The organism is Rhodococcus sp. PBTS 1, from assembly GCF_001620025.1.
GTDB lineage: Bacteria > Actinomycetota > Actinomycetes > Mycobacteriales > Mycobacteriaceae > Rhodococcoides > Rhodococcoides kroppenstedtii.
In genome coordinates this window covers 2747248-2773546 of sequence record NZ_CP015219.1, presented here as the reverse complement: position 1 = coordinate 2773546, position 26299 = coordinate 2747248, and the positions used below count along the sequence as shown (strand labels likewise).

The 26299-nt window shown below is 70.5% G+C and carries 22 protein-coding genes, 1 tRNA gene and 1 pseudogene; 12 read left to right on the top strand and 12 right to left on the bottom strand.

All coding sequences use genetic code 11. The features are described 5' to 3' along the window. Positions 1–7: 7 nt before the first annotated feature. Both A3Q40_RS12530 and A3Q40_RS12525 read left to right on the top strand, forming a co-directional pair. Positions 8–685, top strand: coding sequence for a DUF4166 domain-containing protein (locus A3Q40_RS12530; protein ID WP_068106126.1), 678 nt, complete (start codon positions 8–10; stop codon positions 683–685). Between the two features lie 201 nt (positions 686–886). Then, complete coding sequence (locus A3Q40_RS12525) at positions 887–1570, top strand: fasciclin domain-containing protein (RefSeq protein WP_068102628.1); 684 nt, start codon at positions 887–889, stop codon at positions 1568–1570. Positions 1571–1673: 103 nt separating this feature from the next. Here A3Q40_RS12525 and A3Q40_RS12520 read toward each other — a convergent pair whose 3' ends face one another. The 5 genes from A3Q40_RS12520 to A3Q40_RS12500 all read right to left on the bottom strand — a co-directional run bounded on the left by A3Q40_RS12520 (position 1674) and on the right by A3Q40_RS12500 (position 6337). Further along, positions 1674–2138 carry a hypothetical protein gene (locus tag A3Q40_RS12520; protein ID WP_068102626.1) on the bottom strand — a complete coding sequence of 155 codons (465 nt, stop codon included), beginning with the start codon at positions 2136–2138 and terminating at the stop codon, positions 1674–1676. 361 nt (positions 2139–2499) lie between these two features. Continuing rightward, a complete protein-coding gene (locus A3Q40_RS12515; RefSeq protein WP_068102624.1) occupies positions 2500–4128 on the bottom strand; it encodes a peptide chain release factor 3 in 1629 nt (542 codons plus the stop codon). Between the two features lie 79 nt (positions 4129–4207). Further along, on the bottom strand, positions 4208–4795 hold the full coding sequence (gene pth, locus A3Q40_RS12510) for an aminoacyl-tRNA hydrolase (RefSeq protein WP_068102622.1): 588 nt from the start codon (positions 4793–4795) through the stop codon (positions 4208–4210). A gap of 79 nt (positions 4796–4874) precedes the next feature. After that, a complete protein-coding gene (locus tag A3Q40_RS12505) occupies positions 4875–5543 on the bottom strand; it encodes a 50S ribosomal protein L25/general stress protein Ctc (protein ID WP_068102620.1) in 669 nt (222 codons plus the stop codon). A 161-nt stretch (positions 5544–5704) separates the two neighbouring features. Then, entirely contained in the window at positions 5705–6337 is a 633-nt protein-coding gene (locus A3Q40_RS12500; RefSeq protein ID WP_068102618.1) for a TetR/AcrR family transcriptional regulator, read from the bottom strand. Between A3Q40_RS12500 and A3Q40_RS19820 the strand changes: the two are divergent. Then, positions 6285–7190 (top strand): annotated as a pseudogene (locus A3Q40_RS19820) (DMT family transporter); the annotation flags it as partial. The gene A3Q40_RS12500 and the pseudogene A3Q40_RS19820 sit on opposite strands and share 53 nt — an antisense overlap. A gap of 67 nt (positions 7191–7257) precedes the next feature. Here A3Q40_RS19820 and A3Q40_RS20875 read toward each other — a convergent pair. Next, the gene (locus A3Q40_RS20875) at positions 7258–8460 is read right to left on the bottom strand and encodes an aminotransferase class V-fold PLP-dependent enzyme (protein WP_068102617.1); all 1203 of its coding nucleotides are present in this window, start codon (positions 8458–8460) and stop codon (positions 7258–7260) included. A 42-nt stretch (positions 8461–8502) separates the two neighbouring features. Here A3Q40_RS20875 and egtA point away from each other — a divergent pair, with 42 nt between their 5' ends. The 4 genes from egtA to egtD all read left to right on the top strand — a co-directional run bounded on the left by egtA (position 8503) and on the right by egtD (position 12863). Continuing rightward, a complete protein-coding gene (gene egtA / locus A3Q40_RS12490) occupies positions 8503–9750 on the top strand; it encodes an ergothioneine biosynthesis glutamate--cysteine ligase EgtA (protein WP_068102615.1) in 1248 nt (415 codons plus the stop codon). A 59-nt stretch (positions 9751–9809) separates the two neighbouring features. Beyond that, positions 9810–11084: an ergothioneine biosynthesis protein EgtB gene (gene egtB, locus A3Q40_RS12485; RefSeq protein WP_082834148.1), complete on the top strand. Its 1275-nt coding sequence runs from the start codon at positions 9810–9812 to the stop codon at positions 11082–11084. Further along, a complete protein-coding gene (egtC, locus tag A3Q40_RS12480) occupies positions 11085–11822 on the top strand; it encodes an ergothioneine biosynthesis protein EgtC (protein ID WP_068102611.1) in 738 nt (245 codons plus the stop codon). 66 nt (positions 11823–11888) lie between these two features. Next, positions 11889–12863: an L-histidine N(alpha)-methyltransferase gene (gene egtD, locus A3Q40_RS12475; protein WP_068102609.1), complete on the top strand. Its 975-nt coding sequence runs from the start codon at positions 11889–11891 to the stop codon at positions 12861–12863. A gap of 48 nt (positions 12864–12911) precedes the next feature. Here egtD and A3Q40_RS12470 read toward each other — a convergent pair whose 3' ends face one another. The 3 genes from A3Q40_RS12470 to A3Q40_RS12460 form a co-directional block, all read right to left on the bottom strand. Beyond that, positions 12912–13856: a ribose-phosphate diphosphokinase gene (locus tag A3Q40_RS12470; protein WP_068106122.1), complete on the bottom strand. Its 945-nt coding sequence runs from the start codon at positions 13854–13856 to the stop codon at positions 12912–12914. Between the two features lie 43 nt (positions 13857–13899). Next, a complete protein-coding gene (gene glmU, locus A3Q40_RS12465; protein ID WP_068102607.1) occupies positions 13900–15378 on the bottom strand; it encodes a bifunctional UDP-N-acetylglucosamine diphosphorylase/glucosamine-1-phosphate N-acetyltransferase GlmU in 1479 nt (492 codons plus the stop codon). A 30-nt stretch (positions 15379–15408) separates the two neighbouring features. Then, a tRNA-Gln gene (locus A3Q40_RS12460) sits at positions 15409–15479 on the bottom strand. A gap of 100 nt (positions 15480–15579) precedes the next feature. Between A3Q40_RS12460 and A3Q40_RS12455 the strand changes: the two genes are divergently transcribed. The 4 genes from A3Q40_RS12455 to A3Q40_RS12440 all read left to right on the top strand — a co-directional run bounded on the left by A3Q40_RS12455 (position 15580) and on the right by A3Q40_RS12440 (position 21901). Next, positions 15580–16218, top strand: coding sequence for a TetR/AcrR family transcriptional regulator (locus A3Q40_RS12455; protein ID WP_068102605.1), 639 nt, complete (start codon positions 15580–15582; stop codon positions 16216–16218). 211 nt (positions 16219–16429) lie between these two features. After that, positions 16430–17074 carry a ScbR family autoregulator-binding transcription factor gene (locus tag A3Q40_RS12450; RefSeq protein ID WP_068106119.1) on the top strand — a complete coding sequence of 215 codons (645 nt, stop codon included), beginning with the start codon at positions 16430–16432 and terminating at the stop codon, positions 17072–17074. Between the two features lie 135 nt (positions 17075–17209). Next, positions 17210–20938, top strand: a complete 3729-nt coding sequence (gene mfd, locus A3Q40_RS12445; RefSeq protein WP_082833898.1) for a transcription-repair coupling factor — start codon at positions 17210–17212, stop codon at positions 20936–20938. A 3-nt stretch (positions 20939–20941) separates the two neighbouring features. Then, positions 20942–21901, top strand: a complete 960-nt coding sequence (locus A3Q40_RS12440; protein ID WP_068102601.1) for a MazG family protein — start codon at positions 20942–20944, stop codon at positions 21899–21901. Here the strand turns inward: A3Q40_RS12440 and efeB are convergent. The 3 genes from efeB to efeU all read right to left on the bottom strand — a co-directional run bounded on the left by efeB (position 21890) and on the right by efeU (position 25266). After that, positions 21890–23119, bottom strand: coding sequence for an iron uptake transporter deferrochelatase/peroxidase subunit (gene efeB, locus A3Q40_RS12435; protein WP_068102600.1), 1230 nt, complete (start codon positions 23117–23119; stop codon positions 21890–21892). The two genes, A3Q40_RS12440 and efeB, sit on opposite strands and share 12 nt — an antisense overlap. Next, complete coding sequence (efeO, locus tag A3Q40_RS12430) at positions 23112–24257, bottom strand: iron uptake system protein EfeO (protein WP_068102598.1); 1146 nt, start codon at positions 24255–24257, stop codon at positions 23112–23114. The genes efeB and efeO overlap by 8 nt, the downstream gene beginning before the upstream one ends. A 121-nt stretch (positions 24258–24378) precedes the next feature. Next, on the bottom strand, positions 24379–25266 hold the full coding sequence (efeU, locus tag A3Q40_RS12425; protein ID WP_068102597.1) for an iron uptake transporter permease EfeU: 888 nt from the start codon (positions 25264–25266) through the stop codon (positions 24379–24381). Positions 25267–25441: 175 nt separating this feature from the next. Here efeU and A3Q40_RS12420 point away from each other — a divergent pair, with 175 nt between their 5' ends. Continuing rightward, on the top strand, positions 25442–26215 hold the full coding sequence (locus tag A3Q40_RS12420; protein ID WP_068102595.1) for a lytic transglycosylase domain-containing protein: 774 nt from the start codon (positions 25442–25444) through the stop codon (positions 26213–26215). The last annotated feature ends 84 nt before the right edge of the window (positions 26216–26299 follow it).

The window sequence follows — 26299 nt, the reverse complement described above, 5'->3', positions numbered from 1 at the left end:
TGTGCCGATGCCGTCCGTCGTGTCCGCGGTGATGGGGCCGGAATTCGATCGCCTGCATCCGAAAGTGCAGTGGCGCTTCGGGTTCGGTTCGGACGATCACGTCGCTCAGTTCGGCACCGGGGTCATGGACACCATCGAGCACTCACGGTTGCTCCCGCCGCCGGCGCTGTGGCTCGGTGGTGCGCGGCGCATGGTGCCCGCGAGCGCGGGGGAGAACATCCCCTTCACGATCGCCAACTATGCCTACGTGGACGAGCTGGGAAGGGAGACACTGGCTTTCGTCCGACGGTTCCAGTTTCCCGGGCGCGAGGTGTCGCTCGATTCGGTGATGGTGCGAGATCCCGAGGGCGACGCGCTCGACTACATCGGGGCCGGACCGGACATGGTGGTCTCGACGTCGTGCGCGGCGGACGAGGAGGGTGGCCTCCGGTTGACCAGTGGCACACCGCGTTTCCTCGCGCCCCGTGGATCGATCAAGCCGCCCGCTCTCCTGTCGGCGGAGACCTTCGGCCGAGAGTGGTGGGACGAGAAGGAGGGGCGGCACAGAATCGACATCGAGGTGCGCGGACGAACACTGGGACGCCTGTTCCACTACAGCGGATGGTTCACCGCCGTGCAGGAGAACTGCCCGCCCGAGAACCTGCCCGCGGGCGTCGGTCCGAACCGGGTGGATCCCAGAAAATGAGATCGACTGCGGGGGAGGAAAATTGCCTCCACCTGCGGTGATGTATGTCCGACTCGTCCGATTCGGAGCGGCTCGAGTTTTTTCCGACAGATGCACCAATCCCCCCTGTGGGGATGCTCCGAAGAGTAGATGACACAACCGACAGTGACCGAGCACACGGGCCACTGAGCACTCGGTTCACACAACGAGAAGGGTTTCGCAATGAGCGTCACGAAGAGCAAGAGCGCAATGGCCGTCGGCTTCGCGGCGGTGGCCGTTCTCGGCCTGTCCGCCTGTTCCTCCGACGACGGCGGCAGCACCACCGACGCCGCCACGTCGTCGATGGCCGAGATGACCACGTCCGCACAGTCGATGACCTCGAGTGCGATGGCGTCCGGCTCCGCCGACCCCGCCTCCAACCTCGTCGGACCCGGCTGCGCCGCGTACGCCGAGCAGGTTCCGGACGGCGCCGGCTCCGTGAGCGGCATGGCTGCCGACCCGGTCGCCGTGGCCGCGTCGAACAACCCGCTGCTGACCACGCTGACGCAGGCCGTCTCCGGCCAGCTGAACCCGCAGGTCAACCTGGTCGACACGCTGAACGGCAGCGAGTTCACCGTCTTCGCGCCGACCGACGACGCTTTCGCGAAGATCGACCCGGCCACCATCGAGACGCTGAAGACCGACTCGGCGCTGCTCACCAAGATCCTGACCTACCACGTGGTGCCCGGCCAGATCGCACCGTCCGACATCGACGGCGAGCAGACCACCGTCGAGGGCCAGCAGGTCAACGTCACCGGCGAGACCGACGCCCTCAAGGTGAACGACGCCAACGTCGTCTGCGGTGGCGTCCAGACCGCCAACGCGACCGTCTACCTCATCGACTCGGTGCTCATGCCCCCGGCCTGATCCCCTCGCGATGACGGGTAGCTTTCGGACCCGACTCTCGTAGCAGAACGGCCCCCGGTTCCAGTGGAACCGGGGGCCGTTCGCATGCGGTGACTCGCTCGGATCAGCGGAAGCCCTTCGCGGGGTTGGTGAGGTCCAGCACGACGGTGGTGCCGTTGGACCGGACGTGCAGCTCGGGGCTGGAGAGACCGCCGGAGGTGAGGTACTCGCCGAGCAGCTGCAGCAGCTCGTCGGGTCCGTTGGAGGTGTCCATCGGACGCGTGTCGCGGCTGGTCAGCTCGTTCTGAGTGAGCCGGCCGGCGATGCGGATGGACGCGATACCCATCGCGGTGCGGCGATCCGGGCTGGGGTGGCGGGATGCGCCGGAGAAGCTGCTCCCGTTCGATCCGCCGTTGGTCGCCGAGGAACTGCCCGGCAGAGCGTGCTCGGAGATCTGGTCACTGGTGGTCACGTCGGCCTCGCTGGTGTTGGTCGGGGTTGCGGTGGTGGAGGGCGTCCTGGTGGACCTGTGGGCCGGGGCCTTGCCGATCTTGACGCCCGTGAGGGGCCCACCTGATCCGTCGTTCATGCTTGGAGTGCTCCATCGTCGTGAGGTGTGCGGTGTCGCGGGGCGGACGACCACGTGGTCCCCCGCCGTGTCGACGCACGAAAACGGACTTCGAGTACGTTCGACACGGCAAAAAGTACCACGGGCGCGTTATTCGTCCGAGATATGCAGCCAATGGCTGGTAATGAGCCCAACTCACGGGATGTCTCGTGGTGACATCACACGACGACGGGCCGTGGTCCGTCGAGCCCCACCTGCCGGGCTGCACAGCAGTCGTCCGGTTTGCCGGGATCCCGCCGAGACGTCCGACCTGTGTGCAGTGAGGCATGGGGTTCGAGCCACGCGCCCCCGCGTCCCCGAACCCCCGCGCCCCCCGACCCCCTCAGTCCGCGGCAGCCACCAACGGCTCGAGCGTGAGGTGCGGCAGCTCCTTCTCGATGTACTGCAACCGCCACTTGTCGCTGACCAGGGCAAGCAACACCCCGTCGCTGCGCGTGAACACCTCGACCCCACGCTGACGGCCCAGCTCGTCGGCGGACTCGGCATCGGTCCGGCGGGCCAGCGAGTAGCCGAGCGGCTCCATGCGGGCCTCGACGCCGAACTCGGACTTCATGCGCGCCGCGACCACCTCGAACTGCATGGGGCCGACGGCGGCGAGCACGGGCGAGGCGTCGCCGCGCAGGTCGTTGCGCAGGATCTGCACCACGCCCTCGGAATCCATCTGGTCCACCGCGCGTCGGAACTGCTTGTACTTGGCGGCGCTCTCGGCTCGCAGGATGGAGAAGTGCTCCGGCGCGAACGAGGGGATGGGAGGGAACTCGACCTTGCGGTCGGCGTAGAGCGTGTGGCCCGGCGCGAGGGCCGTCGCGTTGACCAGACCCACGACGTCGCCGGGATAGGCGTGTTCCACGGTGGTGCGCTCGCGCCCGAACACGGTCAGTGCGTACTTCGTGGTGAACGGCTTGCCGGTCTGTGCGTGGGTGACCACCATCCCGCGCTCGAAGACACCGGAGACCACCCGCATGAACGCCAGGCGATCGCGGTGTGCGGTGTCCATGCCCGCCTGGACCTTGAACACCACGGCGCTGAACGGGTCGGTGACGTCGCGGGCGCCGCCGGCGACGTCGGGACGCGGCCCGGGCGGCGGGGCGAAGGAGACCAGGGTGTCCAGGATCTGGTGGACGCCGAAGTTCAGCATGGCCGACGCGAAGATGACCGGCGACGTGCGCCCGGCGAGGAACGCCTCCTCGTCGTGCTGCTGACCGCTCTCGACCAACAGCTCGCTCTCCTCGAGCGCCGTGGTCCACTCGTCGCCCTCACGCGCCGCAGCGGCGTCGGCGTCCAGGAACTCCTCGGGCGCGATGGTCGCGCCGCCGGCGGTCCGGGTGAAGTGGATGTACTCGCCGGCGGTCACGTCCAGCAGTCCGCGGAAGTCGCCGGCGATGCCCACCGGCCAGAAGAGCGGGGTGGGGGTCAGACCGATGCGCTCGTCGATTTCGTCGAGCAGTTCGAGGGGCGTGCGGCCCGGACGGTCCCACTTGTTGATCACCGTCACCACGGGGATGCCGCGGTGGCGGCACACCTGGAAGAGCTTGAGGGTCTGGGGCTCGAGACCCTTGGCGGCGTCGATCAGCATGACCGCCGCGTCCACGGCGGTGAGAACCCGATAGGTGTCCTCCGAGAAATCGGCGTGGCCGGGGGTGTCGACGAGGTTGATGGTGTGATCGGCGTAGTCGAACTGCAGGGCGGTGGAGCTGACGGAGATGCCGCGGGCCTTCTCCATCTCCATCCAGTCCGAGACCGTCGACTTGCGGCCCGCCTTGCCGTGGATGGCCCCCGCCTCGGAGATCTTGCGGGCATGCAGCGCGAGCGCCTCGGTCAGCGTCGACTTGCCCGCGTCCGGGTGCGAGATGACCGCGAACGTCCGTCGGCGGTCGACCTCCCGACGCAGGTTCTTCGGTGCGGCGGGGGCGCTCTCGGCGGTCGGTGACAGATCGGACGGGGTGCTCACGGGGGCCTTTCTCGATCGGGCGCGCGCCGTCGAGGAGACGACGGCGGCATCTGCAGACTACGCGGAACGGACGGGCCGATCAGGGGCCGTGGAGGCGGTTCTGGGCATCCTCGAGGCCCAGGCGCACCACCAGTTCGACCGCGTCGGCAGCGTCCTCGACGCTCACCGCGATCTCGTCGCGTTCGGCGGCGGCGAACGGTTTCAGGACGAACGACGCGGGATCCATGCGACCCGGCGGGCGGCCGATACCGACGCGCACCCGGACGTAGTCCTTGGTGCCCAGCGATTTCGAGATCGAGCGCAGCCCGTTGTGGCCGCCCTCGCCGCCGCCGCGCTTGAGTCGGACGACGCCGAAGTCCAGGTCGAGCTCGTCGTGCACCACGATCACGTCGGTCGGAGCCACCGAATGGAACCGGGCCAGGTTGACCACCGGGCCGCCGGACTCGTTCATGTACGAGCGGGGCTTGCCGAGCACCACCGCGCGGTCGCCCAGCCGGGCCGACAGCACGTCGCAGTTGCTGCGCTTGTGCGCCGAGAACGACCCGTGCGCCCTGGCCGCGAGGGTGTCCAGCACGACGGCGCCGATGTTGTGGCGCGTCTTCGCGTACTGCGAGCCCGGGTTGCCGAGGCCGATCACCACCATCGGTCCGGCTGCGGAACTGCTCATGATGTCGCCTCGTCTCGGGTGGGAACGACGCACGGCGCGCTCTCCGTGCGGAGAGCGCGCCGTGCGGGTGGGGCTGAGATCAGTTGTCGGAGTCCGCCGCGGCGGCCTCGTCGGCAGCGGAGGAGTCCTCCACGGCCTCTTCTTCCTCGGCCGCGACGTTCGACGCGAGGTCGCCGGCACCCTCGGCCTCGAGCTCGGCCTCGGTGGGGGCCTCGACGACGTTGACCAGCAGGGTCTCGCCGTCGGTGACCAGGGTGGCGCCCGACGGCAGCTCGAGCTGGGAGGCGAGGATCTGCGTGCCGATCTCGGCGCCCTCGACCGACACCTCGAACTGCTCGGGGATCTGCGTGGCGTCGACCTCGATCTCGACGGCGTTGGTGTCGACCGTGACCAGCGTGCCGGGGGCGGCGTCGCCGGTCGTGGTGACGGCGATCTCCACGGTGACCTTCTCGCCGCGGCGGATCACCAGCAGGTCGGCGTGCTCGATGTAGTTCTTGATCGGGTGGACGACGACCGACTTGGTCAGAGCCAGCTGCTTCTCGCCGTCGATGTCGAGCTCGACGACGGCGTTCACGCCGTCGGCGCGCAGCACGGCCGCGAACTCCCGAGCGGGCAGGGCGAGGTGCTTCGGATCGGTGGAGTGGCCGTACAGGACGGCGGGAACCTGGCCGTCGCGACGGGTGCGGCGGGCAGCGCCCTTGCCGAACTCGGTGCGCAGCGCAGCGGTGAGAACGTTGGTGTCAGCCATGGTGGAACTCCTCGAATGACGGCGTGTGCGGCGGTACGACTTGTCCGGCGCGGACACGGACGAGGACGGCCGAGAGACGGGCCGTGCCTGCGTCGATCACGGTGTCGGTCCTCGGACGGGTCCGTGGCCCGGGCACCCTCGCCGAGACAACCTGGAACACCTTACCGGACGGGCTCGGCGACCACCGAATCCGCCGCCCCGGGCGACGCCGCCGCGACGGCCCCGGCAATCAGCGCTCGCGCGGACTGCCGAGCGACCGCGATTGCGTCGGCGACGCCGCCGGCGGTCGACGCCACCACCGCCCCCTCGTGGAGGAGGAACAGTCCGGTGCCGACGATCTCGGGGTCGGCCACTCCGGCGTCGCGGGAGAATTCGACGTACAGCGCACGCGCCCAAGCTTTCTCGGCGTGCACGACGGCCAGGCCGGGGTGGTCGGTGCCGGCGATCTCGGCGTGGGCGTTGACGAATCCGCACCCGCGGGAGGCATCCGCGAGCCACTCCTCGAGCGCGTCGTACATGGCCCGGATGCGTGGCAGTCCCGGGGCGACGCCGTCCAGCCGGTCCAGGACGAACCGCTGCCACCGCAGTCGGCGACGACCGAGATAGAAGGCCACCAGCCCGTCCTTCGAGCCGAACCGGTCGTAGAGGGTCTTCTTGGTAGTGCCGGCCTCGTCCGCGACGAGATCGACTCCGGTGGCGCGGATGCCGCGTTCGTAGAACAACCGGGCCGCGACGTCGTGGATGCGTTCGCCGGCCGGCGTGAGGGCGGCGGCGGGGTCGGGAATCGTGCGCACCGGGGAGGCTCCCGTCGGTCGAGATAACAGGACACTGCGAGTATACAGACCTGTATGGTTACCTCTTGGCGTGAACCCACGAGACGCCCCCTTGGCCGCCCTGCTCGTCGTCACCTGGAGCTCGGGCTTCGTCGGCGCCGAGCTCGGCACACGCACCGCCTCGTCGCACGCCGTGCTGGCGTGGCGCTTCGTCGTCGCCGCCCTCGTCCTCGGGGCCGTGGTCCTCGTTCGAGCGCAGCGCGTGTCCCGCGCGGCCGTGCGCCGCCAGATCGGACTCGGCGTCGTCATGCAGTGTCTGTACCTGGGCGGGATCTACACCGGCGTCCAGTACGGGGTGTCCGCCGGACTCAGTGCGCTGATCGCCGCGTTGCAGCCGATGGTGGTGGCCGCCCTCGCCGCCGCGTTCCTCGCCCAACGCATCGGCGGGCGCACCGCGGCGGGACTGCTCCTCGGCATCGTCGGGGTGGCGGTGGTGGTCGGCGGCAATCTCGGCGGCGACGCGCCGTGGTGGGCGTACGCCCTTACCGTCGGGGGGACCGTCTCGCTGTCGGTCGGCACCCTGCTGCAGTCCCGAAATTCCGAGCCGGTGCCGATCACGGTGGGACTCGCCGTGCAGTCCGCCACCGCCGCGGTCTTCTTCCTCGCATGGAGCCTCGCGGCGGGCGACGCCCTGCCCCCGGCCGACGGCGGGTTCTGGTTCGCCGTCGGGTGGACCGTGGTGCTCTCGACCTTCTTCGCGATCGGCAGCTACTTCGTCGTCATCGGACGCCGCGGGGCCACCGCGGCGAGCGCCCTGCTGTACCTGACCCCGCCCGTCACGATGATCTGGGGCTGGGCGATGTTCGGAGACAGGCTCGGCCTCGCGACGGTCCCGGGTCTCGCGCTGTGCGCGGTGGCCGTGGCGCTGGTGCTGCGCGCACCTACCGCAGCGCCGCCACGGCCGACACGGCCGCGTCCAGCTGGTCGGTCCGAAGGAAGCAGTGGGGCGACGCCCGCACCACCGCGTCCAGACCACGCGCCGTCATGTCGAGCAGTGTCGACGACCGCGGACTGACGGTGACGGTGACACCCTGCTCCGCCAGGCGGGACTTCACCTCGTAGGGGTCGACGCCGTCGACGGTGAACGTCACGATGCCGGACAGTTGCGTGCCCGGGCGGCGGAACCCGGCGTCCTGCACGGTGACGCGGGGGAGCGCGTCCAGTTCGGCGCGCAGATGGTCCGCCCGGTCGCGGACCGCGGCCTCGACGACGTCCGGACCGAGAGCGAGGAGGTGGTCCGCGGCGGCGCCGAGGCCGAGCCGGGCGGCGACGTCGTGCTCCCAGGTCTCGAATCGTCGTGCGTCGTGGACGATCTCGTAGGAGGTGGGCCCGGTCCAGGTGGCGCTGTGCAGATCCAGCGATCGCGGTTCGAGCCCGTCGAGCAGGTGCTCGGCGACGTACAGCATCCCGGTCCCGCGCGGTCCGCGCAGCCACTTGCGGCCGGTGGCCGAGAGTGCGTCGACACCGAGCTCGCGCACGTCGAGGTCGACCTGCCCCACCGATTGGCAGGCGTCGAGCAGGACCAGTGCCCCGACGGCGTGGGCCGCGTCGACCACCTCGCGCACCGGATTGATCAGGCCGCTGTTGGTCGGGGCGTGCACCAACGACACGAGTTTCACCCGCTCGTCCAACACGCGCCCCAGCGCCGCGACGTCGATCGCCCCGGTGTCGTCGGCGGGCAGCTGCTCCACCACCGCTCCGGTGGCGTGGGCGCGCTGGAGGGCCGCGACGGCCCCGGTGGCGTACTCGACGGGCGAGAGAAGAATGCGGTCACCGGGTGCGAGCGGCACGGCGTAGAAGACGTCGCACCAGGCGCGGGTCGCGGAGTCGGACAGGGCGATCGTGTGGGCGGGCGCGCCGAGCAGACGACCGACCGAGCCGCGGACGGCGAGAAGGTCGTCCGCGCGTTCGGCGGCCGCGGCGTACCCGCCGATCTCCGCTTCGCGACGAAGGTGGTCGACGACGGTGTCGGTGACCACCCGCGGCGGCAGGGACGAGCCGGCGCTGTCGAGGAAGACGCCGCGGGCGGCCGCGGGTGTCTCGGCGAGCACGGTGTCGACTACGGACGACGAGTTCTTTTCCATCGCCTCGAAGACTATGTCGGTCCGGCGCGCTAGCGTCGAGGCATGACCGCGTCGAGCGAACTCGGTTCGCGCCCCGTCGCCGAGGCCTACCTCGAGCGAGTGTGTTTCAAGATCGGCCCGCCCGCGCTGGTCGGTGCCGAACTCGAGTTCTTCACGTCCCTTCCCGACGGGTCCCGCCCGTCGCTCGATCTGCTGGCCGCCGCGCTCGGTGATCACACCCCCGCGTCACTGCGTCCGGATTCCCCGGCCCTGCCCCTCCGCTCCGGAAACGTCGTCTCCGTCGAGCCGGGTGGCCAACTCGAACTGTCCTCCGCCCCGGCCGCGTCGGCCGACCTGGTGGTCGATGCCGTGCGGCGCGACACCGACCGCCTGCAGGATCTGCTCGCGCCCTACGGCGTGACCCTCGGCACCGGCGGCGCGGACGTCGCGCGAGATCCCGAGCGTCTGCTGACCTTGCCGCGTTACTGCGCGATGGAGTCGCGCTTCGACACGGTCGGACCGTTCGGGCGCGCGATGATGTGCAACACCGCAGCCGTGCAGATCAGCGTGGACGCGGGGCGCGATCGAGCCGAGATTCGGGATCGCTGGGAAACCCTGCACGCGGTGGGGCCGGCGCTCCTCGCCGCGTTCGCCGCCACACCCGTGTTGGCCGGGGTGCCCGCCGAGCCGTGGGCGTCACAGCGCATGCGGACGTGGTTCGAACTCGACCGGACCCGGACGCGGGTGCCACTCGGTGTCGACCCCGTCGTCGACTACGCGCGGTGGGCCCTCGACGTCCCGCTGCTGTGCATCCGCGTGGGCAGCCGACTGCAGTCTCCGCCGCGCGAGACCACGTTCGCGCAGTGGATGGCGGGCGCGCTGGACGACGTGGTGGGCCCTGGAGAGCGCCGCCCCACCACGGCGGATCTCGACTACCACCTCACCACGCTGTTCCCGCTGGTCCGGGCCGGCGGTCACCTCGAGGTGCGCTACCTCGACGGTCAGCCCGACGGGCTGTGGGACGTACCGATCCATGCCGTGGCCGCCCTCGTCGCGGACGAGTCCGTCCGCGCCGCGGCGCGCGCGGCCGTGCTCGGCACCGAGAACCGGTGGGAGGACGCCGCCCGGTTCGGTCTGGCCGACGCCGCGCTCGCGGACGCGGCGTCCGCCGTGCTCGCGGTGGCGGCGGCCGCGTCGGTGGGCCTCGTCGCCGACCGTCTGCAGGCCGCGGCCGAGCGCTGTGCTGCCCGTCTCGCCCCCGGAGAGTCCCGTTCGTCCACCCACGCGTTCACGAAGGAGGCCGCCCGGTGACCACCACCGACCCCGTCCGGACCACCGACACCGAGGTCCTGCGAGAGCGACTGCAGGACATGCTCGATCGCAGCCGTGCCCGCACGGCCGCGCTGACCGACTGCCTGGACGACGACGGTCTGCGCGAACAGGTGTCGCCGCTGATGAGTCCGTTGGTCTGGGATCTCGCGCACATCGGGAACCAGGAGGAGTTGTGGCTGGCGCGGGACGTCGGCGGACACGCCCCGCTGCTCGGGGACATCGACGATCTGTACGACGCGTTCCGGCACGCCCGGTCCACGCGACCGGGACTACCGCTCCTCACGCCCGACGCGGCGCGCGAGTACGTGGCGCGGGTACGCGAGCTGTCGCGAGAGGCATTGCAGGACACGACGTTCGACGAGCGTCGGCTCACCGAGAACGGGTTCGTCTTCGCCATGGTGGCCCAGCACGAACAGCAGCACGACGAGACCATGCTCGCCACCCACCAACTCCGGACCGGTCCGGCGGTCCTGCACGCGCCGGACGCGCCGCGGGCGGAGGTTCCCGCCGACGGAGACCTCGAGGTGATCGTCCCCGGCGGGCCGTTCGAGATGGGGACCGACACCGATCCGTGGGCGCTGGACAACGAACGTCCCGCCCACACCGTGCACGTGGAGACCTTCGCGATCGACGCGGTGCCGGTCACCAACGGCGACTTCCTGCGGTTCGTGGCGGACGGCGGCTACGACCGCGAGGAGCTGTGGACCGAGCGCGGCTGGCAGCACCGCCGCGAGGCGGGTCTGATCGCGCCCGGTTTCTGGGAGCAGGACCCGGACGGGACGTGGTGGCGGCGGGTGTTCGGCCGCCGCGTGCCGGTCCGTCCGGCGCAGCCCGTGGTACACGTGTCGTGGTTCGAGGCCGACGCCTACGCGCGCTGGGCCGGCAAACGCCTGCCCACCGAGGCGGAGTGGGAGAAGGCCGCTCGCCTCGATCCGGCCGACGGCGGCTCGCGTCGCTTCCCGTGGGGAGACGACGAGATCGCTTCGCACCACGCCAATCTGGGTCAGCGACACCTCGAACCGGCCGACGTGGGTGCGTATCCGGACGGGGCGTCGGCGCTCGGGGTCGAGCAGCTGATGGGCGACGTCTGGGAGTGGACGTCGTCGGACTTCGAGCCGTATCCGGGATTCGAGATGTTCCCGTACCCGGAGTACTCCGAGGTGTTCTTCGGCGGCGACTACAAGGTGCTGCGCGGCGGATCCTTCGGCACCGATCCGACGGCGATCCGGTCGACGTTCCGCAACTGGGACCACCCCATCCGTCGGCAGATCTTCTCGGGGTTCCGGTGTGCGCGGGACGTGGGAGTCGCCTGAGTGTGTCGCCACCTGGGCTACCTCGGTCCCGCCCGATCGGTCGGTGACGTCCTCACCGCCGGCACCTCGTCCCTGATGCAGCAGTCGTGGGCGCCGCGCGACATGCGCGGCGGCGGCACCGTCAACGCCGACGGGTTCGGCGCGGCGTGGTGGACGGACGGCGGTGTCGGGCACTACCGCAATCCGATGCCGATCTGGACCGACCCCGCCGTGACCGACACACTGACGTCGGTGCGGTCCACGGCCGTACTGGCGGCGATCCGGTCGGCGACGGTCGGCATGCCGGTCGACCGCTCGGCGTGCGCTCCGTTCGTGGCCGGAACGTTCGCGTTCAGCCACAACGGCGTGGTCACCGGGTGGCCGCACAGTCTCGCCGCCCTTGCCGCCGACGTTCCGACGGTCGACCTCCTTCGCCTCGCAGCTCCGACGGACGCCGCCGCGCTCTGGACGGTGCTGCAGCACAGGCTCGGTCGGCAGGAACCGGGGGAGGCGCTCGCGGGTCTCGTGCGGGACGTCGACGCCGCCGCCCCCGGATCCCGGCTCAACCTGCTGCTCTCCGACGGCCGCACGCTGTGGGCCACGGCGGTGCATCATGCGTTCTCGGTTCGCGTCGACGGTGAGTCGGCCGTCGTCGCGTCCGAACCGACCGACGACGACCCGAGTTGGCGTGCCGTTCCGGATCGGTCGATCGTGACCGCCGCGGTCGGCGCGCTGGAGGTCACACCACTCGATCGCTGACCCCGCTGCTCACCTCGACTTCTGCCCCCGCCTCCCACCGTCTCGACCGACCCGAAGGGTTCCACCATGGCTGCGCCGACGCTCGACGTTCACCTCACCGATGCCGACGTGCGTGCGTCACTGCGCGCGGATGTCCTGCGCGGTCTCACCGCCACCCCGAAGTGGCTGCCGCCCAAGTGGTTCTACGATGCCACCGGTAGCAAGCTGTTCGAGCTCATCACCGAGCTGGACGAGTACTACCCCACGCGCACCGAGCGGGGCCTGCTCACCGAGCACGCCGACGAGATCGCCGCGCTCACCCGCGCCGAGGTCCTGGTCGAGCTCGGGTCGGGATCGTCCGACAAGACCCGGCTGCTGCTCTCGGCGGGCACCGCGGAGGGATCGCTGCGGCGATACGTCCCGCAGGACGTGTCCCCGTCGGCGCTGACCGGGGCCATGGAGGATCTCGTCCGCGACTACCCGGAGCTCGAGATCCACGGTGTGGTCAGCGATTTCACCGACACCCTGCGATCGCTGCCCGCCGGAGGACGGCGAACCGTGGCCTTCCTGGGCGGCACCCTGGGCAACCTGGTGCCGCAGGAGCGCGCCGAGTTCCTCGCCGAGATCGGACGCACCGTCCACGCCGGGGAGTTCCTGCTGCTCGGTGTGGGCCTGGTGGTCGATCCGGCGGTGATGGTGCCGGCGTACGACGACGCCGCAGGCGTGACCGCGCGGTTCAACCGCAACGTGCTGTCGGTCCTGAACGGCTCTCTGGACGCGACGTTCGATCCCGAGTCCTTCGCACACGTCGCGGTGTGGGACGACCGGCACGAGTGGATCGAGATGCGCCTGAGATCGTCCCGCGCACAGGACGTTCGGATCGAGGCCCTGGGGCTCGACGTGCATTTCGACGAGGGCGAGGAGATGCGCACCGAGATCTCCGCCAAGTTCCGCGAGGAGTCCATCACGGGCGAACTGGCCGCGGCCGGCTTCGTGGTCGACCGCTTCTGGACCGACGCAGATCGTCGATTCGCCGTCCTCGCGGCGCGTCGGGAGGGCTGAGCGCGGCTCGGCGCGAGGGCGACCCCCCCGCGCCGAGCCGCGGACGGACTATGCGCTGCCGTTGAACAGGCTGGTGACCGAGCCGTTCTCGAAGACCTCGCGGATGGTGCGGGCCAGCAGCGGTGCGATCGACAGCTCGGTGAGGGTGTCGAAGCGCTTGTCGTCGCTGATCGGCAAGGTGTTGGTGACCACGACCTCCTTGGCGCCGCACGACGCGAGTCGCTCGGCGGCCGGGTCGCTGAGGACACCGTGCGTGGCGGCGATGACCACGTCGCCCGCGCCGGCTTCCTTCAGCACCTTGACCGCGCCGGCGATGGTGCCGCCGGTGTCGATCATGTCGTCGATGAGGATGCAGGTGCGTCCCTCGACCTCGCCGACCACGCGGTTGGACTTGACCTGGTTGGGCACCAACGGGTCACGCGTCTTGTGGATGAAGGCGAGGGGAGCGCCGCCCAGCGAGTCGGCCCACTTCTCGGCCACGCGCACGCGTCCGGAGTCCGGCGAGACGACGGTGATGTGCTCGAGGCTGTAGCCCTCGCGGATGTGGTCGGCGAGCTGGCTGTGAGCGTGCATGTGATCGACCGGGCCGTCGAAGAAGCCCTGGATCTGATCGGTGTGCAGATCGACGGTGATGATGCGGTCGGCACCGGCGGTCTTGAGCAGATCGGCCACCAGTCGGGCCGAGATGGGCTCGCGGCCGCGGTGCTTCTTGTCCTGCCGGGCGTAGGGGTAGAAGGGCAGGATCGCGGTGATGCGCTTGGCGGAGCCGCGCTTGAGCGCGTCGATCATGATGAGCTGCTCCATGAGCCACTGGTTCAGCGGGAACGGGTGGCTCTGCAGGACGAAGGCGTCCGATCCGCGGACCGACTCCTCGAAGCGCACGAAGATCTCGCCGTTGGCGAAGTCGCGGGCGGTCTGCGGGGTGACCTCGATGCCCAGTTCCTTCGCCACCTGCTCGGCGAGCTCGGGATGAGCGCGACCGGAGAAGAGCATCAGGTTCTTCTGGTTGTCGGTCCAGTTGGCTGTGGTCACTGCTCTACTCGCCGTCCTTCGATTCGTGCACGTGTGGATCCTCGGTCGAACGGGCGCGTTCGGCGGCCTCCGCCGCCGGCGTTCCCGGACGCTTCTTCTGCACCCAGCCCTCGATGATCCGTTGCGGACCACCGGACACGGCCAGCGCACCTGCGGGTACATCATGGCGCAGCACGGTCCCGGCGCCGGTGTAGGCCCCGTCGCCCACCCGCACCGGGGCGATGAACATCGTGTCCGAGCCGGTCCGCACGTGCGATCCGATCTCGGTACGGGACTTGCCGACGCCGTCGTAGTTCACGAAGACGCTCGACGCGCCGATGTTCGAGTGTTCGCCGATGGTCGCGTCGCCGACGTAGGTCAGATGCGGGACCTTCGAGTGAGCACCGATGGCCGCGTTCTTGGTCTCGACGAACGCCCCCAGCTTGCCGGCGGTGCCCAGCTCGGTACCCGGCCGGAGGTAGGTGTACGGCCCGACGACGGCGCCCGGTCCGATGGTCGACTCGCTGCCGTGGGTGCGCACCACGCTGGCGCCGGGTCCCACGGACACGTCGGTGAGGGTGGTGTCGGGTCCGACGACGGCGTCCTCGCCGATCTCGGTGGTGCCGTGCAGCTGGGTGCCCGGGTGCAGGACGGCGTCGCGCCCGATGATCACCCCGATGTCGATCCAGGTCGATGCCGGGTCGATCACGGTGACCCCGGCGCGCATGTGGCGGGCCAGGATGTGCTCGTTCAAGGTGCGGGTGACCTCGGCGAGCTGCACGCGGTCGTTGACCCCGCGCACCAGATCGGGATCGGTGAGCTGGGTGCTGAACACCGGCAGCCCGTGGGAGCGGGAGATCTTCAAGACGTCGGTCAGGTACAGCTCGTGCTGGGCGTTGTCCGTGCCGAGCGAGGCCAGCGCCGTCCGCAGGGCGTCGGCGTCGAACGCGTAGACGCCGGAGTTGACCTCGGTGATGCGCAGTTGCTCGGGGGTGGCGTCGGCGTGCTCGACGATCTCGGCGACCCGGCCCTGCGCGTCCCGCACGATGCGGCCGTAGCCGTTGGGCTCGGCCGGGACGAACGTCAGTACCGACACGGCGACGGTCTCGCTGGAGGAGCGATGGTCGTGCAGCAGCGCCCGGAGAGTGTGGGCGTCGAGGAGGGGAACGTCGCCCGCGGTGACGAGGACGGTGCCGGAGAAGTCCCGGGGGAGTGAGGCGAGTCCGCACTGCACGGCGTGACCGGTGCCGTGCTGCTCGTGCTGCACAGCGATGTCGATGGTCCGCCCCAGGGACTCGGCGAGCTCACCGACCGCGGCGCCGACCTTCTCGCGGTCGTGGCCGACCACGGTCACCAGATGATCGGGATCCACGCCGTCCGCGGCGTGCAGGGCGTGGGCGAGCATGGAGCGACCGGCCAGTCGGTGAAGCACCTTGGGTGTCTTCGATCGCATCCGTGTCCCCGCACCTGCGGCGAGCACGACGACGGCGACCTTCGACGACATGAAACTCCTCGGGGATGTTCAGACAGTGAGCTCCGCCGCCAGGACTCGAACCTGAACTATCTGAACCAAAATCAGAGGTGCTGCCATTACACCACGGCGGATCACAGCCTCGGCCGGCGTGCACCGAGCGGAAGGAGTCTCGCACGAAGTGCCCCGGCGGGTAAAACCCCGACGCGACCCGTGTGGTGTATCAGTGAACCCATGACGTCGTCGAACGCCGGGACTCCCGAGCGCGGCCCGCGGGTGCGGATGACCGGGACGCAACGCCGGGCGCAATTGATCGAGATCGGCCGCACGCTCTTCGCCGAGCGCGGGTACGAGGCCACGTCGATCGAGGAGATCGCCCAGCGCGCGCAGGTGAGCAAGCCCGTCGTCTACGAACACTTCGGCGGCAAGGAGGGCCTGTACGCCGTCGTCGTCGATCGGGAGATGTCGACGCTGCTGTCGATGATCACGTCGTCGCTCACGGAGAACAGATCGCGTGTCCGGGTGGAACGGGTGGCGCTGGCGTTGCTCACGTACGTCGAGGATCACACCGACGGGTTCCGCATCCTCGTCCGGGACTCGCCCGTGGCGGCCGCCGAGGGCACCTATTCCTCGCTGCTGAACGACGCCGTGAGCCAGGTGGGCCACATCCTGGCGGGGGACTTCTCCCGCCGCGGCATCGATCCGGACACCGCGCCTCTCTACGCCCAGGCCCTCGTGGGCATGGTGTCGATGACGGCGCAGTGGTGGCTCGACGACCGCACGCCGTCGAAGGAGGCGGTGGCCGCGCACATCGTGAACCTGTGCTGGAACGGTCTGACCAACCTGGAGGCGGATCCGCAGTTGGGGGCCTGATCGGGTCGTCCGGCGTAAGGCGCAGGTTGGATCCGAACGCCGCGCACGCTCCGACATGTCGGCCGAGACCGAGGGACGAGTGCTCGGGTCCGGTACAGGTGCAGTGGTACCGTTTTCTGGCACCGTTCACAGTTTCGGTGTGCCGACGGGTGTCGAACACGGCGTCCGATCGGACCCACCGTTCGTTGCAGACACTTTCGAGGCGGATCGCATGGTCAGACAGGCACGCGCCGAGATCACCCGGGACACGGTGTTGGCCGGTGCCGCGACGGTGTTCCTGCGCCTCGGCTACGCGAACGCCAGCCTCAGCGAGATCATCTCGCAGTCCCAGGTGACCAAGGGTGCGCTCTACTTCCACTTCGGATCGAAGGAAGAGCTGGCAAGGGCGGTCATCGACGAGGGCGTCCGCCGCCTCACCGCGGCGTGCGCGACGCTCGACGACGGCCGAGTGCCGGCCCTCGAGGCCGAGATCGGCGTCTCCTACATCACCGTCGACATGGCCGTGACCGATCCGATGGTGGCGGCGATGTTCCGGCTCGAGTACCAGATCGGCGACTACCGCGGTACCGGCGAGAACATCCTGGAGACGTGGACCGAGTACCACACCGGACTCGCCCGCCGGGCCCTCGAGGAGGGCGATCTGCTGCCCGACCTCGACGCGGAGACCACGGGCATGCTCTTCCTCGAGGTGATCGTGGGGGCGCACATGGTGGCGGTGGCCACCGACAGCACCGACCGCATGTCCAGTCGGATGGAACGGCTGTGGCACTACCTGCTGCCGTCCCTGGTGCCGCCGACCAAGCTCGACTACTTCCGCGAGTTCGCCGCGCGCCGGGTGCTGAAGTACGGCAACTGATCGCCGCTGTCTCGAGGACGGCACCCGATCGCCGTTGTCGGGCTGTCGGTGTGGGCTCCTAGAATCGTGGTACCGCCCGACGCAGCACGGCACGCCGCACCGCGTGCTGCGTGAGGTGCGGGCCGCGCCACGTCGATGTCCGTCAGGAGCTCGTTCTTGTCCTCTTCCTCGTCCTCTCCTGCGCCGACCGCTGCGGACACCTCACCGCCGGTGGCCGACGGCCGGTTGTCCGGGCTGGTCCGCCTCGCGCTGTCCGACGAGTCCTTCCGCCGCATCACCGAGCTCGCGGGGCGGCCCACCGCCACCGTCGTCGCGCCGACGGCCGCCCGCTCGTTCGTCGCGGCCGCCGTCGCGCAGGCCGCACCGGTGCTCGTCGTCACGGCCACCGGACGGGAGGCGGACGACCTCACGGCGGAGCTCGGCGAGATGTTCGGCGACGCCGTCGCCCAGTTCCCGTCGTGGGAGACCCTGCCGCACGAGCGCCTGTCGCCGGGAGCCGACACGGTCGGCCGCCGCATCGAGGTGCTGCGGCGGCTCGCGCGTCCACAGGACCCGGACTACGGCGTACCGCTGCGCGTCGTCGTCACCACCGTGCGCTCGGTCCTGCAGCCGATCGCGCGCGGTCTCGGCGAGATCGAACCGATCGGACTGCGCGTCGGCACCGAGACCGACTTCGAGGACCTGCAGACCCGGCTGGTGGAGCTGGCTTACACCCGCGTCGACATGGTGGGCAAGCGCGGCGAGTTCGCGGTCCGCGGCGGCATTCTCGATCTCTTCTCGCCGACGGCGGATCATCCGGTGCGCGTGGAGTTCTGGGGCGACGAGGTCACCGACGTGCGGGCCTTCTCGGTGGCCGACCAGCGTTCCATTCCGGACGCTCCGGTCGATTCGGTCATCGCGCCGCCGTGCCGCGAGATGATCCTGGACGAGGACGTGCGCCGTCGCGCCGCCCTGCTCGCCGAGAACAACGCGTCCGACGCCGCTCTGGTGGAGATGCTCGACAAGATCTCCGCCGGTATCCCGGTGGAGGGTATGGAGGCGCTGCTGCCCGTGCTCAAGGCGGGCGGCCTGGAACTGCTCACCGACGCTCTGCCCACCGGTGCGCACGTGCTGGTGTGCGACGCGGAGAAGGTCCGGACGCGCGCGACCGATCTGGTGCGAACGGGTCGCGAATTCCTCGAGGCGTCGTGGACGGCCGCGAGCATCGGCGCCGCGGCGCCGCTCGACACGGAGGCTCTCGATACCAGTGGCCTGCACGGCGAGCAGGACGGCGCGCCGGCGTCGGGGCTCGACCTCAGCGCGTCGGCGTACCGCTCGCTGCGGCAGGTGCGCGAGTCCGTGGAGGCGACGGGGCGCCCCTGGTGGACGCTCGGCCCGCTGGCGTCCGGGTCGGACGAGGAGATCGTCCTGCCCGTCGACACCGCGCCCGACGTGCGCGGGTCGGAGGAGGCGCTGGCCGCGCTGTTCCAGCAGTTCTCGGCCCACCTGGCGACGGGCGGGCGCGTCGCCGTCGTCGTGGCCGGAGCGGGCACGGCGCAACGCACCGTGGAACGGCTGCGGGAGGCCGGTGTCCCCGGCACCCACCTCGAGCCCGGTATGGAACCGACCCCGGACACCGTCGCGGTGCTCTGCGGATCGCTGCAGAGCGGTGTGATCCTGCGCGACGCGGGACTGGTCGTGGTCACCGAGGCCGATCTCACCGGCAACCGAGTGGCCGCCGCGGGTGACGGCCGCCGCCTGCCCGCCAAGCGTCGCAACCAGGTCGATCCGCTGGCCCTGACCGCCGGGGACATGGTGGTGCACGATCAGCACGGCATCGGCCGGTTCGTGGAGATGGTCGAACGCACCGTCGGCGGCGCCCGGCGTGAGTACCTGGTCGTGGAGTACGCGCCGTCCAAGCGCGGCCACCCGGGCGACCGACTGTTCGTCCCCATGGAGTCGCTCGACCAACTCTCCCGCTACGTCGGCGGCGAGATGCCCAGCCTGAGCAAGCTGGGCGGGTCCGACTGGACCAACACCAAACGCAAGGCGCGCAAGGCCGTTCGCGAGATCGCTGGCGAGCTGGTGCAGCTCTACGCCGCGCGCCAGGCGGCGCCCGGTCACGCATACGGTCCGGACACGCCGTGGCAGCAGGAGATGGAGGACGCCTTCGCCTTCACCGAGACCGTCGATCAGATGACGGTCATCGCGGAGGTCAAGGCGGACATGGAGAAGCCGGTGCCCATGGACCGCGTGGTGATCGGCGACGTCGGCTACGGCAAGACCGAGATCGCGGTGCGGGCGGCGTTCAAGGCCGTCCAGGACGGCAAGCAGGTCGCGGTGCTGGTGCCGACGACGCTGCTCGCACAGCAGCACCTGCAGACGTTCACCGAGCGCATGACCAACTTCCCCGTGACCGTGCGAGGGCTGTCCCGCTTCACCGATCCCGCCCAGTCCCGCGAGATTCTCGAGGGACTGGCCGAGGGCACCGTCGACATCGTCGTCGGTACGCATCGGTTGCTGCAGACGGGTGTGCGGTGGAAGGACCTCGGCCTGGTCGTCGTGGACGAGGAGCAGCGCTTCGGCGTCGAGCACAAGGAGCACATCAAGGCGCTCCGCACGCACGTCGACGTGCTCACCATGTCGGCGACGCCGATTCCCCGCACGCTCGAGATGAGCATGGCCGGGATCCGTGAGATGTCGACCATCCTGACCCCGCCCGAGGAGCGGCACCCCGTGCTCACCTACGTCGGGGCGTACCAGGACAAGCAGGTGGCCGCGGCCATCCGCCGCGAACTGCTGCGCGACGGTCAGGTGTTCTACGTGCACAACCGGGTCAGCAGCATCGACAAGGCCGCCGCGCGGATCCGCGAGCTCGTGCCCGAGGCGCGGGTGGTGGTCGCGCACGGCCAGATGAACGAGGACACGCTCGAGCAGACCGTGCAGGGCTTCTGGCAGCGCGAGTACGACATTCTGGTGTGCACCACGATCATCGAGACCGGTCTGGACATCTCCAACGCCAACACGCTGATCGTGGAGCGAGCCGATTCCCTGGGGCTGTCGCAGCTGCACCAGCTCCGCGGTCGCGTGGGGCGCAGTCGTGATCGCGGCTACGCGTACTTCCTGTATCCGGCGGAGAAGCCGCTCACCGAGACGGCGTACGACCGCCTGGCCACCATCTCGCAGAACTCCGACCTCGGCGCCGGCATGGCCGTCGCGATGAAGGACCTCGAGATCCGCGGCGCGGGCAACGTTCTGGGCGCGGAGCAGTCGGGTCACGTCGCCGGCGTCGGATTCGATCTGTACGTCCGGCTGGTGGGGGAGGCGGTCGAGGCCTACCGCGCGGTGGCGGACGGCCGGCCCGTCACCACCGACGAGGCGCCGAAGGAGATGCGCATCGACCTGCCCGTCGACGCGCACATCCCGCCCGACTACGTCACCAGCGATCGGCTGCGACTCGAGGCGTACCGGAAGCTCGCGGCGGCGCAGAACGAGGAGGAGATCGGGGCGGTGATCGATGAGCTCACCGACCGGTACGGGCCAATCCCCGACGAGGTCGGGCGTCTGGTCGCCGTGGCGCGCCTCCGGATGCTGTGCCGCGAGTACGGCATCGTCGACGTCTCGGTGGCCGGCACGATGGTCAAGATCGCGCCGATGGACCTGCCGGACTCCAAGCAGTTACGGTTGAAGCGGCTCTACCCCAGTGCGCAGTACCGCGCCACCACCGGCACGGTGCAGATCCCCATCCCGCGGGTCGCGGGCGGTGGAGTCGGTTCGGCCCGTGTGCGCGACGAGGAATTGCTCCAGTTCGTCGCCGACGCGTTGCTCGCACTCGACGGGCGACCGGCGGGCTCCGTCCGGGTGGAGCAGCCGAGTGGGGTGTGATCGGTGACGGTTCTGCTGCTGGACCCGCTGCGACCCACCCTCGTTCCCGTGCAGGCCATCGCGCTGCTGAACCAGCCCGTCGGGTTCACCGAGGAGGTTCCCGTCTCGGTGCGCTGGCGGCTGGCCGCGCACACGTCCACGACCCCGGACGATCGACCCGAGGTACTCGTCAGCACCAGCCGGGACAACCCCGACGTGCGCGAGCGCATCGATCGAGGCGAGGACGTCGTCGAGGCTCGTGATCGGCCGACCGCCGAGCGTCGGCCGGGTGCGCTCGCGGAGGCCGTGGACGTGATGGATCGGCTGCGCACCCTCGGTGGATGGGAGGCGACGCAGACCCACGACTCCCTCCGCACCTACCTCCTCGAGGAGACCTACGAACTCCTCGACGCCATCGAGTCGGGCGACGCCGTCGCGGTCCGGGAGGAACTCGGCGACCTGCTCTTGCAGGTGCTGTTCCATGCCCGCATCGCCGCCGACGCCGAGAGCGACGCGTTCGACATCGAGGACGTCGCGGCGACACTGGTGGCCAAGCTGACCCATCGCAGTCCCCACCTGTCCGACACCTCGGGCGCACCGGTGGACATCGCGGCGCAGGAACGGGCATGGGAGGAGCGCAAGGCAGCGGAGAAGGTGCGCGGCTCCTGCCTCGACGGGGTGGCGTTCGGTCAGCCGGCGCTCGCGTTGGCCCAGCAGGTGACCACTCGGGCGGTCCGGGCGGGATTGCCTACCGAGCTGGTTCCCGAGGACGTCCTGGCCGTGCGCATCGACGTCTCGCCCGACCACGGCGGCGACAGTGCCGAGGACGGGTTGCGTCGCCGGGTCACCGCGTTCGCCGCCGACGTGCGTGCGGCCGAACGCGCCGCCGCGATGGACGGCCTCCGTCCGACGGATCTGGACGGCCCGGCGTGGACCAAGTACTGGCCCGGTGACGTTCCCGGCCACGGTGTGTCAGGCGAGTAGCGAGGCACCCCAGAAGTCGTCGTCACGCCCCTCCGCGACACCGGGTGGGCAGGCGTAGACGCCGGACGCGACGTGCGAGATGTACTCGTTCAGCGCGTCGTGGCGCGCCAAGGCCTGCTGCATGGGGACGAACTGCGCGCCGGGGTCGGCGCAGAAGGCCACGAAGAACAGCCCGGCGTCGAGATGGCCGAATCCGTCGGTGCCGTCGGTGAAGTTGTACCCCCGGCGCAGGATGCGGATGCCGCCCAGTGCCTCGGCCGAGGCGAGCCGGACGTGCGCGTCGCGGTCGATCGCGGTGGACGCGAGGTCGACGGGATCGAACTCGTCGGTGGATCCGAGAGGCGCGCCGGTGCCCTTGCTGCGCCCGATCACGCGTTCCTGCTCGCCCAGCACGGACCGATCCCACGGCTCGATACGCATGCGGATGCGCCGCGCGACGAGATAGCTGCCGCCGTCCATGCCGTCGCCCGATCGCGCCCACACGTGCTGCTCGACGGCGGCGATGTCCTCTGCCTTGACGTTGTTGGTCCCGTCCTTGAAGCCGAAGAGGTTTCGCGGAGTCGCCTGCGTGGTCGACGTCGACGACGTGCGGCCGAACCCGAGTTGCGACCACCGCACCGACGCCGTACCGAAGGCGACGCGGGCGAGGTTGCGGACGGCGTGCACGGCCACCTGCGGATCGTCGGCGCAGGCCTGGATCACCAGGTCGCCGCCGCTGCGCGCCGGGTCGAGCGCGTCACCGGGAAAGCGCGGAAGCTCCTGCAGCGCCGCCGGTCTGCGGTCGGCGAGGCCGAGCTTGTCGAACAGGCTCGGTCCGAATCCGATGGTCAGAGTCAGGTGCGCCGCGGCGAGGCCGTGGGCTTCGCCGGTGTCGCTCGGCGGGGAGTACGGCCCGTCGCCGACGACGCCGCCGGGCTCGGCCTCCGCGCCGAGGGTCATCCGCTCGGCCATCCGGGTCCACGTGCGCAGCAGGTCCAGAAGGTCCGCGCGCGAGGTGGTGGTGACGTCGAACGCCGTCATGTGCATGCGGTCCTGCGCGGGGGTGACGATGCCCGCCTGATGGGCGCCGCGGAACGGCACCACGGTGTCGGCCGCGCCGGCCGTCGCGACGGTCGCCGGGTCGGGGGCGGTTCCGCGTCCCAGAGCGACCCCCGCCCCGACGGCGACCGCGCCCAGCCCGGCGCCGGCGAGGACGGAGCGCCGGGACAGCTCAGGCACCGGCGACGACTCCCTGCACCCGACTCACCGACGCCGACAGCGCGTCGATCTTCTGCGAGAGCTGCTGGCGCTGCGGCTCGGTCACGGTGTCGTACGAGACGAAGGTCTCGCCCGTGCGGTATCGGGCCAACTCCGCGTCGAGATCCGCGAAGCGCGCAGCGATGGTGTCGGCGAGCTCGGCGTCCTTCGCGCGCAGGATCGGGTCGAGGGCCGCGACGGCCGCCTGCGACCCGTCGACGTTGGCCTGGAAGTCGTAGAGGTCCGTGTGCGAGTACACGTCCTCCTCACCGGTGATCTTGGTCTGGGCCACCTCGTCGAGCAGGCCCTGCGCGCCGCCGGCGACGGTGACCGGGTCGAGGACGAAGTCGGCCGAGTCGACTCCGCGCACGAGTTCGTCGACGTCCGACCGCAACTGCTCGGCGATCTCGGCGGTGTCGGGCTGGAGGCCCTGCGCCCAGAGATCCTTCTCGAGGCGGTGGAAGCCGGTCCACCGATCGCCGGGCTCGACGTCGGGTTCGCGCAGATCGATGCGCGGATCGAGGTCGTCGGGGAAGCTCTCGGCCACGGGTTCGATGCGCTCGTAGTACGTCCGGACCAGCGGGTACTGCGCCTTCGCGGAGTCGACGTTCCCGGCGACGACGGCGTCGACGAACCCGCCCGTCGTCTCGCGCAGGGCGGTGGTCTGCGCGCGCACGTACCGCAGGTAGCCGTCGGCGGCATCGGCGAGCGCGCCGTCGTCGTCCCTGGTCACGGCGTCGCCGGTGACGACGAAGTCGCCGCGGATCCCGTCGCCCACCATGCCGGGCTTGCATGCGGTGCGGTACGTCCCCGGCTGGGGGAGGGAGACGACGAGCTGCCGTGACAGGCCGGGGCCGATGTTCTCGACCTCGCCCATGACCCGGTCGCCCTCGCCGTAGACGTAGAACTCGGTGACCGAGGACCCGCTGTTGGTGATGCGGAAGGTCGACGGGCCGGTGGCGGCCTCCGAGCGGGCGACGGTGCAGGCGGAGTCGGTGGCCTCGACGGCGATCTCGCCGTCGGCGGAGGCGTCCGCAGGGGTCTTGGCGGTGCAGCCGGCGATGACGACGGGCAGGGCGAGGCAGACGGCCAGGGCGGTCCGTCGACGGGCGGCGTACATGGGTGATGCCTTTCGAGGCGGGCGGGGTGCGGAGCGGGTGGGAGGGACTCGGGCGGGGTGCGGAGCGGGTGGGAGGGACTCGGGCGGGTGCGGAGCGGGTGGGAAGTGCTCGGTGGTGCGGTCAGGACGCGGCGGGGGCGGGCGCGGCCGAGCGTGCGGCGGGCACGGGCGTCGGCCGGAGGAAGAGAGCGAGGACGACGACGAGGTAGGTCGCCCACGCGAGAAGTTGCAGCACCGTCGGATCGGGACGCAGGTTGAGGACGCCGGCGACGAGGGTGCCGTACCAGCTGCCGGCGTCCCACCAGGAACCGAGGTCGAATACGATCGCGTCACCGCCGGGCACGACGCCGCCGATCTGGAGTGCGCGGACGCCGTAGCCGAGGATGCCGGCGGCGACCGCGATCAACGCGACTCCGGTCCAACGGAAGAAACGGGCGAGGTCGATGCGGATGGCGCCGGCGTAGAGAGCGACAGTGAGGGCGGCGGCGATCGCGATGCCGACGAGCAGCCCCACGAGCGGCCAGGGACTGCTTGCCGCGTTCTCGGCGTACCCGACCATGAGCAGGGCGGTCTCGATGCCTTCGCGGCCGACGGCCAGGAACGACAGCGACACCAGGGCGGCGGGGCCGACGTCGAGGGCGCGGGCGAGCCCGGTGCGCAGGGTCCCGGAGATCGTCGCGGCGGCCCGGCGCATCCAGAGGACCATGGTGGTGACGATCGCGACCGCGACCAGCGATGCTGCGCCGGCGACGATCTCGGCCGTCAGGCCGGTGACGGTCGAGGTCCCCCAGTGGATGACGGCGAACACGCCGATCACCATGGCGACGGCGGCGATCACGCCGGTCCAGACCCACCGCAGAGCGTCGCGACGGTTCGACTTCACCAGGAACGCCACGAGGATCGTCACGACGATGCCGGTTTCGAGGCCCTCGCGGAGCCCGATGAGGGCGCTGCCGGCGATCTGGGTGGCGACGCCGGGTGTCGACGCGGCGGCGAGGACGACGGACACTGCGGCTCCCGGGGGGATCGACGATGGGCTGACGGAGATGGATCGGAGAGATCGGAGGTTAGGCAAACCTTGTCCGAGCGAGGAAGCTACACGGTCGGGCCCGTCAAAACAGCCCTGGACCTGGTTTTTTGCTTCTCTTTAGGGTCCTATTACCTTCGCTCGGGATGATGGGACCGTGCCCGCATCCCGCCGCCGCGACCGATTCCGTGACCCTGTCGGCCCCCACCGATCCCGGGCGGCGCTCGTCGCGGTCGTGACGGGCACGCTGGTGCTGACGGCATGCGGAACCACCACCGGGCCGCGCGTCGAGATTCCCGAGGGCGTCCCGCCCGCGCCCGGCGTTCCCGTCCCCGCGATCGACGTCGACGGGCCCGGTCGCACCGCGGACCTGCTCGCCGATTGGGCCGCTCCCATCGCCGACTCGACGGGGGTGGGGCGAACCGCGATCGAGGCGTATGGCCACGCCGCCGCCGTGATGGCGCGCTCGGCGCCCGAGTGCGGACTGGCGTGGACCACGCTCGCGGGCATCGGCTACGTCGAGTCCCGGCACGGCACCTTCCGCGGGTCGACCGTCGGGCCCGACTCGGTGGTGTCGCCGCCCATCCGTGGGGTTCCGCTGGACGGCACCGCGGGGAACGCCGAGATTCGTGACACGGACGGCGGCGAACTCGACGGTGACCCGGTCCTGGACCGGGCAATGGGGCCGATGCAGTTCATCCCGGAGACGTGGCGGAAGTGGGGAGTCGACGCCAACGGCGACGGTCGGGCCGATCCCGACACCCTCGACGACGCGGCGTTGTCCGCCGGCCGGTATCTCTGCGCGTCGGGCGGGGACCTGACCACCCCGGAGGGGTGGCAGCGAGCGCTGCTGGCCTACAACCGATCCGGCGCCTACGCGCGGGACGTACGCGACGCGGCGGCGGCGTACTCGGTGGGGACGTCGCCGTAGCGGGGTCGACGGCCCTGCGCGTCGGGCGTCGGGCGGGACGGCGTGGCGGCTAGTCTGTCTGCGAACCGTGTCAGGTCCGCCCAT

Excerpts from the sequence above, each read along its gene's own strand:
- A3Q40_RS12530 (WP_068106126.1), top strand. The coding sequence starts at position 8 with ATGCCGTCCGTCGTGTCCGCGGTGATGGGGCCGGAATTCGATCGCCTG.
- A3Q40_RS12525 (WP_068102628.1), top strand. The coding sequence starts at position 887 with ATGAGCGTCACGAAGAGCAAGAGCGCAATGGCCGTCGGCTTCGCGGCG.
- A3Q40_RS12520 (WP_068102626.1), bottom strand. The coding sequence starts at position 2,138 with ATGAACGACGGATCAGGTGGGCCCCTCACGGGCGTCAAGATCGGCAAG.
- pth (WP_068102622.1), bottom strand. The coding sequence starts at position 4,795 with ATGAGCAGTTCCGCAGCCGGACCGATGGTGGTGATCGGCCTCGGCAAC.
- A3Q40_RS12505 (WP_068102620.1), bottom strand. The coding sequence starts at position 5,543 with ATGGCTGACACCAACGTTCTCACCGCTGCGCTGCGCACCGAGTTCGGC.
- A3Q40_RS20875 (WP_068102617.1), bottom strand. The coding sequence starts at position 8,460 with ATGGAAAAGAACTCGTCGTCCGTAGTCGACACCGTGCTCGCCGAGACA.
- egtA (WP_068102615.1), top strand. The coding sequence starts at position 8,503 with ATGACCGCGTCGAGCGAACTCGGTTCGCGCCCCGTCGCCGAGGCCTAC.
- egtB (WP_082834148.1), top strand. The coding sequence starts at position 9,810 with ATGCTCGATCGCAGCCGTGCCCGCACGGCCGCGCTGACCGACTGCCTG.
- egtD (WP_068102609.1), top strand. The coding sequence starts at position 11,889 with ATGGCTGCGCCGACGCTCGACGTTCACCTCACCGATGCCGACGTGCGT.
- A3Q40_RS12470 (WP_068106122.1), bottom strand. The coding sequence starts at position 13,856 with ATGCTCTTCTCCGGTCGCGCTCATCCCGAGCTCGCCGAGCAGGTGGCG.
- glmU (WP_068102607.1), bottom strand. The coding sequence starts at position 15,378 with ATGTCGTCGAAGGTCGCCGTCGTCGTGCTCGCCGCAGGTGCGGGGACA.
- A3Q40_RS12455 (WP_068102605.1), top strand. The coding sequence starts at position 15,580 with ATGACGTCGTCGAACGCCGGGACTCCCGAGCGCGGCCCGCGGGTGCGG.
- A3Q40_RS12450 (WP_068106119.1), top strand. The coding sequence starts at position 16,430 with ATGGTCAGACAGGCACGCGCCGAGATCACCCGGGACACGGTGTTGGCC.
- mfd (WP_082833898.1), top strand. The coding sequence starts at position 17,210 with ATGTCCGTCAGGAGCTCGTTCTTGTCCTCTTCCTCGTCCTCTCCTGCG.
- efeO (WP_068102598.1), bottom strand. The coding sequence starts at position 24,257 with ATGTACGCCGCCCGTCGACGGACCGCCCTGGCCGTCTGCCTCGCCCTG.